Raw genomic sequence first — 12,103 nt, forward strand, 5'->3', positions numbered from 1 at the left:
TTTATTACAGAAAAACCATAAATCTATGTCAACCAAATAAAGTGTTTTATTCTAATCGTTATAATATAACAAAATGCTAAAATGTGCTTCAACGTGGATATATCTGAAATCTACATCTGAGAAATCACACTCGAAGCATCTAATAATTTAAATTTTCATGCATTTTTCTGTATAAAGTCTTAATAGTAACCTATAGGTGTCAAAATGAAAAATCAACAATTAAAAAATACCCCATCCTGTAAAGCGGTACTGGCATTGTCAATTACAGCAGTATTGCTGACTGCATGTAGCAAAGAACTAATGGTATCAAGTGATATGGCTGAAAGCTCTGCTAATGTTGCAAGTGTAGAAGCTATTACAGTGAATTCGACAGCTAAAATGGTTTCGCCTGCTCCATCACCGAGTATCTACGGGACTGAGGGGAATACTGAAAAGTATCAAAAAACTGAAACAAATTCGGTGAAAAGTGTAGGGCAAGCACCTATTTCTACTTTTAGTATTGATGTAGATACTGGAAGTTATACAAATGTGCGACGTTTCTTAAATGAAGGAAATTTACCGCCTAAAGATGCTGTGCGTATTGAGGAAATGGTAAATTATTTTGATTACCAATATCCAAATCCAATAGGGATACATCCATTTTCAGTCAATATTGAAACTGTAGATTCTCCTTGGCAAGCCAATGCAAAAGTCATTCGTATTGGTATTAAAGCAAAAGATATTGATTCAAAACAATTACCACCTGCCAATTTGGTTTTTTTGGTTGATGTTTCGGGCAGTATGAGTGACAACAATAAATTGGCATTGGTGAAAAAGACTCTGAAGCTTTTAACCGAGCAATTACGTTCGCAAGATCAAGTCACACTTATCACCTATGCCGATGGTGAGAAAATGATTCTTGAGCCAACATCTGGATCAAATAAATCAAAAATTCTTGCCGCAATTGATACTTTAGAAGCGGGCGGTGCAACGGCGGGTGAGCAAGCCATTCAAATGGCATATAAATCTGCACAAAAATCATTTGTGAAAAATGGCATTAACCGTATTTTACTGGCAACAGATGGTGATTTTAATGTGGGGGTTACCGATTTTGACACCTTGAAAAATATGGTGGCTGAAAAGCGTAAATCTGGAATTTCTTTGAGTACTTTTGGTTATGGCTCAGGAAATTATGATGAACAGTTAATGGAGCAATTGGCGGATGCAGGTGATGGTAACTACAGCTATATCGATAATGAAAAAGAAGCTAAGAAAGTCCTACAGCGTCAATTGAGTTCTACGCTTGCCACGGTGGCACAAGATGTCAAAATTCAGGTGGAATTTAATCCTGCAACGGTGAAGGAATATCGCTTGATTGGATATGAAAACCGCATGTTGAAAAATGAAGACTTCAATAATGATAAGGTTGATGCTGGTGATATTGGTGCAGGGCATACGGTGACTGCACTATATGAAATTATTCCTGTTGGGCAAAAAGGTTGGTTATCCGATTCTCGTTATGCTAATGCTACAGCATTGGGTAAAAATGCCAAAGAATATGCTTTCGTCAATTTACGTTATAAACAGCCAGGGCAAAGTCAGAGTATTTTACTCAGTCAGCCAATTGCTGTGGGTTCGAAGGCGTTGAATCAAGCCAGCGCAGATACACGTTTTGCGCTTGCAGTCGCTGCTTATGGACAGCAGTTACGTAGTCCTGAGTATAATGCTGCAATGCAATGGAATGATATTATTGATTTGGCACAATCGGCGCAAAAACAAGATGCTTTTGGTTTGCGAGCGGAGTTTGTTGATTTGATCAAGAAAGCTAAAAAACTAAGCTCAAATCAGCCAATACAGAAAACTATAAATAAGAGCCAATAAATGTAGATCGTGCAGATGAACTTGGTGTTTTGTATACTTTATGTTATATAATCACCCATTCATGTGCTGATATTTTTATCTGGACTGTTATGTTTAGTGATTTACTCCTCCCAATGTTTGATGATGAATATTATCCAGATATTCTAGTTGCTGAAGTTAGGCAGCATATTGAGCAATTTGCAAAACGACTTGCAAAAAAATCATGTTCTGAAACAGAAGTTTATCTTCTTGCGGGGCAGGCTGTTGTTGAAATTAATGAGATGAAACCACAGTTTGAAGATCTTGATTCTTCACTCGATGATACTGCTGCTGATTATATTGCTGAAGCAATGATGATGGTGGTACAAGATCAGGGTTATATGGAAATTGAAATGGAAGAACTTGTATCTAATAGAGAGTGGTAATGCTTTTTGTAGATGTGGGTTGTTTCAAAAATAAATGCCTTTGATTAAGCTGAAAATTTTTTTAATTTTTTTAATTTTAAAATTTTGAATGTGAAGATTGAAGGTATTTTTTTGCCTGTAATTAAGTGATTCATTATTTTTATTAAATTTTAGGCATAAAAAAACTAGCAAAAAGCTAGTTATTTTATTGCACCATTTTAAGAAGTATTAAAATGGTGCCCGAGGCCAGACTCGAACTGGCACGCTTTGTGGGCGGGGGATTTTAAATCCCCTGTGTCTACCGATTTCACCACTCGGGCATGAGCGCAATAATAAAGGAGTGATTTTATCTTGGCAAGATGCAATGCTTCGATTTGTTGTATTTTCAATCAAATGATACGTTAAAAGTTTAAAATATCAGCATTTTAATGAGAATTACTTTATTTAAAGCATGTGGTCGACATATTCATCAAGGTCGACAAACTTGTAAGACTGCGACATTTTATTTTCATATTTAAGCAGTTTGAGGTGTAGATCTAAGTCTTTGACTAATTTTTGCTGTAAGGCTTCATATTGATCTGTATCTTTTTTGCTTAATGTTAAGCGAATTTTGGTTTTAATGACTTGTTTATATGACCAAAAACAGACTCTGCGTATTTGTTGTAAGTTGTAATAGTCAATATTTGATGCAGACTCACGAAACATATTTTCTTTATAAAATTTGATAAAGCCAAAACTCAAGGCAAAGAAAAATAATAGACCTTGTAAGAGGCTACTGTCTAAATAAGCAATATTGAGCGTTTGTAGTACGATCAGTACGGCAAGTTTCATTGGGGTGTTGCTGAGTTGCTGGTATAGGTGTGTTGAGCTATGTTTCATCTGTTTAATGATTAGAGGAACGGTAAACATGAGGAATAACATAATGCACAAGATAGCTATGCCAAAAGTTTGTGTTTGATCAAAACGAGGAAATGAAGATTCAACTAAACTGCCTAATGCAAAAGCAGTACTGACAAAAATCATCATTGCCAAAATCCAAGGAATAAACTCTTTTAATTCATCGAGTAGACCTTTGGCTTTAAGTTGACCATACAATAGAAAATTTCTTTTAAATGCCTGAGGGTACTGTTGTTCCAGTTGTTGCAGGTATTGTGTTGCTTGCTGGGTCTTGATCATAAGGCTCTTTACAGAATAAAACGGCAGACGCTGAATGTTCAGTATCTTTTCCTTGAATGTGAGTATTGTAAAGCAAATTTGAAATCATGTAGAGGGTAAGCATGGATCTAGTCAATTGCATCACAATGATTGGAGGGTTCTTTTAGTACTTCTGCGTATTGATTATTAAATGAATATTTCATTGCTGGAGTGGATTGAGTATTTTGTTCGGGAGGATTTTTACTCAAAGTGTATGTTTTAATGGTGAGTTTTTTGGCTTGATAAAAGGCTTGTTTAAATTTCTCAAATTTTTTTGATTTGGTGTCTTTAAAGGGATTGGTAAAAATCTATTGGTCTAAAACAAATTCCATGCGTTGATCATCGTCAATCATTGAGCTAAATGCATCGACACCATTAGCATCTTTAATTAAAAAGAACGGTTTTTCATTCGGATTTACGCAATTTAAATTTAAGCGAATATTTTCACCCTGCATATTGAAATTAAAGTTAATGGCAGAATTTGGCGGGGGGCTCACTTGAGAATAGATTGATCCAATGATTTTTGTTGAGATAAGGTTTTAAGTCTGTATTTTCATTCATATTTGGATAGTTTTTTGCTAAATCTGCTCTGACTGCTCGATAAAGTGGATGAGGTTTCTGATAAGTTTGGTTGTGGTGGATTTTGCAGGTGATTTGAAATATTGCTTTGACATGCACTGAGTATTATTGTGCTGAGGGTGGAAAGAGCGCTGATAATAGTTGTATTTTTATTCATATTATAAATTTTAGGTATAAAAAAACTAGCATAAAGCTAGTTGTTTTATTGCACCATTTTAAGAAGTATTAAAATGGTGCCCGAGGCCAGACTCGAACTGGCACGCTTTGTGGGCGGGGGATTTTAAATCCCCTGTGTCTACCGATTTCACCACTCGGGCTTTACAAGATATGGAGGTAGGAGCCGGAATCGAACCGGCATTTACGGAGTTGCAGTCCGCTGCATCACCATTCTGCCATCCCACCATCTCTTGGTGATGCGTATATTAGCAACCTTTGAAAAAAAAACAATACTACAATTCATGCATATGCACATAAAACCAACATATAGAATAAAATTGTTCAAATAATCATGTATTATTTGCAAAATTGATTCATATCTACTTTGGAGATGTGCCGTGGCATTAGTTTTAGATGGTCGCGCATTAGCGAAACAAATTGAAGCAGACTTGTTAACCCGTGTTGAAGCGATAAAAGAGAAAACAGGTCGTACCCCAATTTTAGCGACTATTTTAGTCGGTGATGATGGTGCATCTGCCACTTATGTACGTATGAAAGGGAATGCATGCCGTCGTGTTGGTATGGATTCTATAAAAGTTGAGTTAGGTGCTGAAACCACAACTGAACAATTGTTGGCTGAAATTGAAAAATTAAATGCTAATCCTGATGTACACGGTATTTTATTACAGCATCCTGTACCTGCTCAAATTGATGAACGTGCATGTTTTGATGCCATTTCACTTGCAAAAGATGTCGACGGCGTAACATGCCTCGGTTTTGGTCGTATGGCGATGGGTGAAGCAGCTTATGGTTCTGCAACACCTGCAGGCATCATGACCATTTTAAAAGAAAACAACATTGAAATTGCAGGTAAACATGCAGTTGTTGTCGGTCGTTCTGCAATTTTAGGTAAACCAATGGCGGCTATGTTATTGGAAGCCAATGCAACCGTAACGATCTGCCATTCACGTACGCAAAACTTAGCTGATTTTGTAAAACAAGCAGACATTATTGTCGGTGCAGTCGGTAAAGCTGAACTCATTCAGAAAGATTGGATTAAACAAGGCGCTGTTGTTGTCGATGCAGGATTCCATCCACGTGATGGTGGTGGTGTAGGTGATATTCAACTTGTCGGTATTGAAGAAGTTGCTTCTGCTTATACGCCTGTTCCAGGTGGTGTGGGACCAATGACGATTACAACTTTGATTCGTCAAACTGTGGAAGCTGCTGAAAAGGCTTTGGGTTAATAGAATTCCTCCCCTTGCAAAGCAATACTTCTCATCTTTGAAAAAAAGGGAGGGGTTGCATATTTTCAATTTGCAGTGGGTTCCCCTCTTTTTAAAGAGGGGTTAGGGGAGATTAAATGATTTATTATGAATTAAAAGAAATCATATGAGCTGCACTTTTCAACTGCCTAAAGCCCCAAAAAAACTACTTAATGCATTGCATGAAGTAATTCCAAACTGTGAATTGCTTGCACAGCAATTGCCTGAAACGCCAATTTCTTTATGGCTCATTCCGCCTGTATTTTCGACTGATCGCTTAGATGATGAAGTGATTCGCCGTATTTGGAATGAAACACCGTATTGGATTTTTTGCTGGGCTTCAGGTCTAGCAATGGCACAGTGGTTGCTTGCTGAACCTCATCATGTGAAAGATAAAGTTGTTTTGGACTTTGGTGCAGGGTCAGGTGTTGTCGCGATTGCAGCGAAAATGGCAGGGGCAAAACGCGTTATTTGTTGTGATATCGACAAAGTAAGTTTAGATGCATGTCGTGAAAATGCATTGCTGAATGATGTTGAGCTTGAATATTTGGATGATTTGTACCATTTAGAGCGAACAGCAGAGCAAATTGATGTGTTATTGGCTGCCGATGTTTTATATGATCAATGTAATCGTTTTTTCTTAGATGAATTTTTAAAATTTGCACCCGAAGTTTGGGTTGCCGATAGTCGTGTGAAAAATTTTAGTCATCCAAAATATCAAAAGTTGGAAGAGCGTAGTGCAACGACTTGGCCTGACTTAGATGAATCAAAAGAATTTCGTAACGTGAGTTTTTATAAGACGCTTTAAAGCGTCTTATTTTTTATAATCAATTTTTAAATTTTAAGAACAGGTATACCGAACGACATGTAGAGTACTTGGACGAGTTTCTAAAGCTTGGCGTGTCGCATAATCTTCACTGTTGTTTAAGCTTGGCGTATTTGAAAGTCCGAAAGAAGTACGACTATGACCCAATTGAACACCTGTTTTATCATCTGAATTGATCTGTGGGTTAATAATTTCAGTACTGCTTAAAACAGCAAGTTTATAGGTCTTATTTTCACCAAGAACTTTTTTACAAGCACGTTGTAATTTATCGACATCTAAGTCACGATCTGCACGACCAGACAATGTATAGACCAATGTTGCTTGATTGTCAGTTTTACTTTCAATTTGATAACCCGTTGTTCCATTAAACGAACGCGGTGCGGTCTGACACGCTGTTAGCATTAAAATAGTCATTGCAAATGCTGTTGCTTTAATTATTTTCATCTGTGATGTTCTCTTAAGGGAATGTACTATGTGCAGTATGGCATAAAATAGCGTTGAACAAACTTGCTATAAAGATAAAAAATGAAGATATGAGCATTGTTATGTTCTTTTTTGTATATAAATAAGTTTTAAATATTAGGTAAATCATGTGTTTATAGAATTGATGTTTAAGTTGATACAAAAACAGCGCTTAATTTGAGCGCTGTTTTTGTATCTAAAAATATCGTTCTACGATTAGTCATCTGTAATAAGACTATGTTTTTTAGTATCTTTCATAAAGACATAGGTGATTAAAGAAAGACCAATCATAAAGGTGATGTAGTAAAAGAAATAATTTTCATGACCCGCATTTTTAAAGCTTAGAGCAACCAACTCTGCAGTACCACCAAACACGGTGTTGGCAAGTGCATAAGGCAAAGCAACGCCTAATGCACGAATATGTGGTGGGAATAACTCAGCTTTTACTACGGCATTGATGGCAGTATAACCAGTGACAATGACCATACCACTCATACACAACATAAACGCAGTGGTTGGATTGGTTGTAGAACCTAAGCCATTGAAAATAGGAATGGTAAATAGCACACCTAAGACACCAAAAGTGATCATAATCGGTTTACGACCAATCTTATCTGACAATGCACCAACAGCAGGTTGAATGAGCATAAAGACAAAAATTGCGGCTGTGGTAATTTCAGTAGCAGTGGTTTTTTCAAAACCTGAGGTATTGACCAAGTATTTTTGTAAGTACGTGGTGAATGTATTGAATGCTAAAGTACCACCCGCAGTCAGCATAATGACCGTAAATGCCTGTTTAGGATATTTGGTAAATAACGCTAAAGCCCCAGATTTTTCACCCCCATTTTTGGCTTGCTCTTGAGCCTTTTTCGAAGATTCTGTTTCAACCAAACCACGACGAATCCAAAATACTACAATAGCCAATAAAGCACCAATGAAGAAAGGAATACGCCATCCCCATTCACCCAAAGCTTGTTCGGAAAGGTTGCGTTGTAAAATAATCAGTACGCAAAGCGCAAGTAATTGACCTGCAATGAGGGTGACATATTGGAAGCTTGAGAAGAAACCACGATGATTTTTTCCTGCCATTTCTGTCAAATATGTTGCACTTGAGCCGTATTCACCGCCAACACTTAAACCTTGAATTAGTCGGGCGAACAATAAAATTGCAGGGGCAAGCATACCGACAGAATCATAAGTTGGTGCGCAGGCGATCATCAATGAACCGATGCACATTAATGATACGGAAACGGTTAAGCCCGCTTTACGACCTTTACGATCAGCATAAATGCCCATTACCCATGCGCCAATTGGGCGCATTAAAAAACCTAGTGCAAAGACAGCTGCTGCTTGTAATAATTTAACTGTGCTGTCGCCATCAGGGAAAAAACGTGGGGCAAAATATAAGGTAAATGCGGCATACACATACCAATCGTACCATTCAACGAGGTTTCCTGCAGAACCTCCCAAAATAGATTTAACTCGAGTTTTACGATCAAGGGGTGGGGTTTGGCTTTCGGAGGATATATTTTTAGAAGATGCATTAGACATCACAGTTCTCCAAATAATTTAGGCAAAACGCATGCATACATTTCAATAAATGCTATTGAAAAAATGTGAGATCATGTGCTGTGGAAGAAAGGAAATTGAAAGAAACAAAACATTACAAAGTACTTATACGCTTGGGTTTTGTATGCTTTTATTAGACTTTGGTCGTAAGTTGATGTTGTTTTATGCATTAAAAAAGTGCAAAAAATATTTTTTTATCTTATTTTGAGTCTAATAACATATCAGCATGCCTGTTGATAGAAAATAAGTATTTGTAATAAAAATAAAAAAATGAATAAATAAAATATTTAGTTTTGAAATACATCTATTTTTGAGTGCGATTAAAATAAAGACATTTACTTCAATATCAATAGAGGATTGGTTATAAATACAGCATATTTTCTCATGAAGAGTTGGAAAAGTGCTAAGTTGATTTGAGTAGTCATAAATTATTTGATGTGTGCTTTGATCTTTTTATAGTTGAATGGCTAGAAGTGGTTTATAGTTTTTAGATTAATTATTGATCGAAAGATCAATACTTTGAAGCTGTATCGGTATTGTGGAAAAGTCATTTAAAGTTTTTATGGTGGAATTCAAAATTATCAACGTATTGATAAAACTTTGAATATATAAAATGAATATTTTAATTTGGTTGTTGGTCATGTTTTTAAATTGTTTAATGATTAGATAAAATCAGAAATATTTATCTATATCAAACAAAATATAAGGGCAAAGAACAAGAAAAATTAAAACAAACGGGTGAGGAATAAAATATGCAAGAACTTCACGAATATTCAAAATGTTATGACCTTGTCGTGATTGGAGGAGGAATTAATGGCATTGGTATTGCAAATGATGCTGCGGGGCGAGGATTATCAGTTTTCGTCTGTGAAAAAGATGATCTTGCTTCACATACCTCATCGGCAAGTAGTAAGCTCATTCATGGCGGTTTGCGCTATTTGGAACATAAAGAATTTCGTTTGGTACGTGAAGCATTAGCAGAAAGAGAAGTTCTGTTAAATAAAGCACCGCACATCATCCGTCCTCTACGTTTTATTATGCCTCATCGTCCACATTTACGTCCTGCATGGCTTATTCGAACAGGGCTATTTTTTTATGATCATTTGGGTAAAAGAGAAAAATTAGCAGGCTCAAATTTAGTGACTTTTGATGGTTTAGATAGTCCATTGCATCCCGATATTCAACGTGGTTTTGAATATTCAGATTGTGCAGTAGATGATGCACGATTAGTCGTGCTGAATGCCATACAAGCAAGAGAGCATGGTGCAAAAATCATGACTCAAACCCAATGTATTTCTGCTGTGCAAATTGAAGGCTTATGGCATGTGACGCTTGAAAATGAACATGGTGTTTTTCAGGTTAAAGCCAAAGTTCTAGTCAATGCTGCTGGGCCTTGGGTGGCACAATTTATCCGTAAAAATTTAAATTTGAAATCACCTTATGGTATCCGTTTGATTCAAGGTAGCCATATTATCGTACCGAAATTATATGAGGGTGAGAAAGCCTTTATTTTGCAAAATGATGATCAGCGAATTGTTTTTACTATTCCGTATTTACAACGGTTTACCCTTATTGGCACGACAGATTGGGAATATACAGGTGATCCGAATCATGTTGAGATCAGTGCTGAGGAACGGGCTTATTTACTTGATGTCTGTAATGATCATTTTAAACAGCAACTGACTGAAGCTGATATTGTCAGTACCTTCTCTGGTGTGCGTCCATTGTGTGATGATGAGTCGGATAATCCATCTGCGGTCACCCGTGACTATACTTTGGCATTGAGTGCTGAAAGTACTGCGCATGCACCATTATTGTCGGTCTTTGGTGGGAAATTAACGACTTATCGTAAATTGGCAGAAGCTACTATGGATCAGCTCAAACCATTTTTTAACAGTATGAAAAAGGAATGGACAGCCACGGCATTGTTACCTGGTGCTGAGCATTTTAATTCTATAGATGAGCTGAAAGATCAAATTCAACAGCAAATTAAAGGTATTGGTGAAGCGACAGCAGAACGTTGGGCACATGCCTACGGCACTCGTACGATGCATTTTTTGCAACATAGCAATTCAATTCATGAATTAGGACAAGACTTTGGGCATGGTCTATTTGCACAAGAAGTTGATTATTTAGTGGATCAAGAGTGGGCGATCACAAGTGAGGATATTTTAAAACGCCGAAGTAAGCTGTATTTGGATTTTAATCAAGATGAGATACAAATTTTAGAAATGTATTTACACGTATTACATGAGCGCCGTTTACGTCAAAACGTGGCATAAGCTTTTTGATGGATTAGTAAAATCAAAAAAGGCGCTTTATGCGCCATTTTTGAATGAATTAGATTCAGTTTAAATCTTATTCATGTTCATTATGTTGTGGAGCAGGATAACGGAAACCTTTGGTTTTATAACCCAAATACATAATACCGAACATTGCCCACCATAGACCCCATTTCAAGGCAGTTTCTTCAATCTCAAGCCACATTGCAAAGATACTAAAGAAGCCAAGTAATGGAATAATAATGAAGTTAATGATGTCTTTGATATTTTTGGTACGCCCATCACGCAATGCATAACGAGAAATCACCGACAAGTTTACGAATGTAAACGCAGTTAAAGCACCAAAACTGATCATTGAAATCACAATATCAAGATCCATGAAGCCCGCAGTTAAAGCAACGGCACCCACAATCAAAATATTGTAAGAAGGAGTAAAGTTTTTAGGACTGATATGACCGAAGATCTTTTTATTGATTACGCCATCACGACCCATCACATACATTAAACGTGATACACCCGCATGTGCAGAAATACCAGAAGCCATCACCGTCACAATTGCAAAATACAGAACGACTGTCTTAAATGCTGCGCCACCCACTGCAAGAAGAATATCGGGTTGTGTTGCAGCAATATCTTCAAAGTAAGTTTTTGGATCATTCGGGAAGTAAATCTGCATGAAGTATGTGCTGATAATGAAGATTACACCTGCAAGTAATGCCGTCATAAAAATGGCACGTGGCAGCGTTTTCTCAGTATCTTTGGTTTCTTCAGCAAGCGAACTCAGTGAGTCAAATCCTGTAAATGAGAAGCATAATAATGTTGCACCTGTAACGAGTGCACCAATAGATGTCATTTCATTCCAAAATGGTTCAAGACTCCACAATTGATACTTAGCATCGACCAATGAACCATCCGCATTGACACCACTTGAAAGCAGTTGATAAACCATCCAAACAAAGTAGGCGATAACAGCCAACTGAACAAAGACGATTAAACTGTTAAAGTTAGCAACAAAACGCGCACCACGTAAGTTTACAGCAGTCATGATTGCAGTGAGTGCAATAACCCAAACCCAATGATTTACTTCAGGAAAGAGTGCTTCTAGATAGATCACTGCCAAGATGATATTTACCATTGGAGACAGTAAATAGTCTAACCACGAAGACCAACCCACCATGAAACCGACGTTTGGATGGATGGATTTTTGTGCATACGTGTATGATGAACCCGACGATGGATATCGACGAATCATGTGTCCATAACTGATAGATGTAAGTAAAATTGCCACTAAAGCAATAATATAAGACGTTGGAACGTGAAAGTGACTCTCTTCTGATACAAGACCAAAAGTGTCAAATAGCGTCATTGGTTGGATATATGCCAAACCAATAATAATGATGTGCCAGAAGCCAAGTGTTTTTTGCAATTTAGCTGTCGATTGAGTCCCAGTGTTAATTGTCAACGGCGTTGTCCTCTTAATCGTTGATCAAGGATCAGTCATTTTTAAGGATCGTTTGAGACGAACGA

At 37.0% G+C, this 12,103-nt stretch carries 10 protein-coding genes and 3 tRNA genes; 5 read left to right on the top strand and 8 right to left on the bottom strand.

Annotated elements, in window-relative coordinates; genetic code table 11:
* Nucleotides 1-204: 204 nt before the first annotated feature.
* Nucleotides 205-1,860, top strand: coding sequence for a vWA domain-containing protein (locus ACK1JC_RS13485; RefSeq protein WP_409512391.1), 1,656 nt, complete (start codon nucleotides 205-207; stop codon nucleotides 1,858-1,860).
* A gap of 89 nt (nucleotides 1,861-1,949) precedes the next feature.
* Nucleotides 1,950-2,264, top strand: a complete 315-nt coding sequence (locus tag ACK1JC_RS13490) for a DUF5713 family protein (RefSeq protein ID WP_409512392.1) — start codon at nucleotides 1,950-1,952, stop codon at nucleotides 2,262-2,264.
* 213 nt (nucleotides 2,265-2,477) lie between these two features.
* On the opposite strand, the gene ACK1JC_RS13495 is transcribed toward ACK1JC_RS13490, so the two are convergent.
* The 5 genes from ACK1JC_RS13495 to ACK1JC_RS13515 form a co-directional block, all read right to left on the bottom strand.
* Nucleotides 2,478-2,563, bottom strand: a tRNA-Leu gene (locus tag ACK1JC_RS13495).
* Between the two features lie 124 nt (nucleotides 2,564-2,687).
* The gene (locus tag ACK1JC_RS13500; RefSeq protein ID WP_409512393.1) at nucleotides 2,688-3,419 is read right to left on the bottom strand and encodes a hypothetical protein; all 732 of its coding nucleotides are present in this window, start codon (nucleotides 3,417-3,419) and stop codon (nucleotides 2,688-2,690) included.
* A 326-nt stretch (nucleotides 3,420-3,745) separates the two neighbouring features.
* Complete coding sequence (locus tag ACK1JC_RS13505) at nucleotides 3,746-3,934, bottom strand: hypothetical protein (protein WP_409512394.1); 189 nt, start codon at nucleotides 3,932-3,934, stop codon at nucleotides 3,746-3,748.
* Between the two features lie 313 nt (nucleotides 3,935-4,247).
* Nucleotides 4,248-4,333, bottom strand: a tRNA-Leu gene (locus tag ACK1JC_RS13510).
* 11 nt (nucleotides 4,334-4,344) lie between these two features.
* Nucleotides 4,345-4,418, bottom strand: a tRNA-Cys gene (locus ACK1JC_RS13515).
* 152 nt (nucleotides 4,419-4,570) lie between these two features.
* On the opposite strand from ACK1JC_RS13515, the gene folD reads away from it, so the two are divergent.
* Together folD and ACK1JC_RS13525 are read left to right on the top strand one after the other, a co-directional pair.
* On the top strand, nucleotides 4,571-5,419 hold the full coding sequence (gene folD / locus ACK1JC_RS13520; protein ID WP_409512395.1) for a bifunctional methylenetetrahydrofolate dehydrogenase/methenyltetrahydrofolate cyclohydrolase FolD: 849 nt from the start codon (nucleotides 4,571-4,573) through the stop codon (nucleotides 5,417-5,419).
* A gap of 145 nt (nucleotides 5,420-5,564) precedes the next feature.
* The gene (locus ACK1JC_RS13525; protein WP_409512396.1) at nucleotides 5,565-6,245 is read left to right on the top strand and encodes a class I SAM-dependent methyltransferase; all 681 of its coding nucleotides are present in this window, start codon (nucleotides 5,565-5,567) and stop codon (nucleotides 6,243-6,245) included.
* 33 nt (nucleotides 6,246-6,278) lie between these two features.
* Here the strand turns inward: ACK1JC_RS13525 and ACK1JC_RS13530 are convergent, their stop codons facing one another.
* Both ACK1JC_RS13530 and ACK1JC_RS13535 read right to left on the bottom strand, forming a co-directional pair.
* Nucleotides 6,279-6,707: a hypothetical protein gene (locus ACK1JC_RS13530; protein ID WP_409512397.1), complete on the bottom strand. Its 429-nt coding sequence runs from the start codon at nucleotides 6,705-6,707 to the stop codon at nucleotides 6,279-6,281.
* A gap of 234 nt (nucleotides 6,708-6,941) precedes the next feature.
* Nucleotides 6,942-8,276 (bottom strand): MFS transporter, encoded by a 1,335-nt coding sequence (locus tag ACK1JC_RS13535; RefSeq protein ID WP_409512398.1) that lies wholly within the window; start codon nucleotides 8,274-8,276, stop codon nucleotides 6,942-6,944.
* 770 nt (nucleotides 8,277-9,046) lie between these two features.
* Between ACK1JC_RS13535 and glpD the strand changes: the two genes are divergently transcribed.
* On the top strand, nucleotides 9,047-10,576 hold the full coding sequence (gene glpD / locus ACK1JC_RS13540) for a glycerol-3-phosphate dehydrogenase (RefSeq protein ID WP_409512399.1): 1,530 nt from the start codon (nucleotides 9,047-9,049) through the stop codon (nucleotides 10,574-10,576).
* A 76-nt stretch (nucleotides 10,577-10,652) separates the two neighbouring features.
* Here glpD and ACK1JC_RS13545 read toward each other — a convergent pair whose 3' ends face one another.
* Nucleotides 10,653-12,038 (bottom strand): APC family permease, encoded by a 1,386-nt coding sequence (locus tag ACK1JC_RS13545; RefSeq protein ID WP_409512400.1) that lies wholly within the window; start codon nucleotides 12,036-12,038, stop codon nucleotides 10,653-10,655.
* Nucleotides 12,039-12,103: the final 65 nt, after the last annotated feature.

The sequence above is a fragment of the Acinetobacter sp. TY2 genome (assembly GCF_046269225.1).
In the GTDB taxonomy this organism is placed as follows: Bacteria; Pseudomonadota; Gammaproteobacteria; order Pseudomonadales; family Moraxellaceae; genus Acinetobacter.

Coding starts and splice junctions, on each gene's coding strand:
- ACK1JC_RS13525 (WP_409512396.1), top strand. CDS start 5,565: ATGAGCTGCACTTTTCAACTGCCTAAAGCCCCAAAAAAACTACTTAAT.
- glpD (WP_409512399.1), top strand. CDS start 9,047: ATGCAAGAACTTCACGAATATTCAAAATGTTATGACCTTGTCGTGATT.
- ACK1JC_RS13500 (WP_409512393.1), bottom strand. CDS start 3,419: ATGATCAAGACCCAGCAAGCAACACAATACCTGCAACAACTGGAACAA.
- ACK1JC_RS13490 (WP_409512392.1), top strand. CDS start 1,950: ATGTTTAGTGATTTACTCCTCCCAATGTTTGATGATGAATATTATCCA.
- ACK1JC_RS13535 (WP_409512398.1), bottom strand. CDS start 8,276: ATGTCTAATGCATCTTCTAAAAATATATCCTCCGAAAGCCAAACCCCA.
- ACK1JC_RS13530 (WP_409512397.1), bottom strand. CDS start 6,707: ATGAAAATAATTAAAGCAACAGCATTTGCAATGACTATTTTAATGCTA.
- ACK1JC_RS13485 (WP_409512391.1), top strand. CDS start 205: ATGAAAAATCAACAATTAAAAAATACCCCATCCTGTAAAGCGGTACTG.